Source organism: Mesorhizobium waimense (assembly GCF_003601975.1).
Classification (GTDB): Bacteria; Pseudomonadota; Alphaproteobacteria; order Rhizobiales; family Rhizobiaceae; genus Mesorhizobium; species Mesorhizobium waimense.
The window spans coordinates 1-452 of the sequence record NZ_QZWZ01000212.1; the positions used below are offsets into that span (position 1 = coordinate 1).

The window sequence follows — 452 nt, forward strand, 5'->3', positions numbered from 1 at the left end:
CGCAGGTAGCGCCCGCCCGGATCGCCCTCGGCGGGCGGGCGGCTCGCGTGCCAGCTCTCCAGCGACGGCGTGGCCGAACCGAGGATCACCTTCGCGCCCTGTTCCCGCCCGCGCCAGATGGCCAGGTCGCGCGCCGAGTAGCGCGCGCCCTCCTGCTGCTTGTAGCTCGCGTCGTGCTCTTCGTCCACCACGATCAGCGCCAGGCCCGGCAGGCTCGCGAACACCGCCATGCGCGTGCCGAGCACGATGCGCGCCTGCCCGGAATGCGCGGCCAGCCAGCTTTTCAGCCGCTGCGGATTCGTCATGCCGCTGTGCAGCGACACCACGCTGTCCGCGCCGTAGAGCGGTGCGAAGCGCGCGAGGAAGCGCGCCTCCAGCTGCGGCGTGAGGTTGATCTCCGGCACCATCACCAGCGCCTGGGCGGCGGGGTCGGCGGCCAGGGCCTGCTGCAC

At 73.2% G+C, this 452-nt stretch carries 1 protein-coding gene; it reads right to left on the reverse strand.

Features of this window, described 5'->3' with window-relative positions; translation table 11 throughout:
- A partial coding sequence (locus D3227_RS40685) for a DEAD/DEAH box helicase (RefSeq protein WP_120019483.1) occupies nt 1-452 on the reverse strand: 452 nt, incomplete at both ends.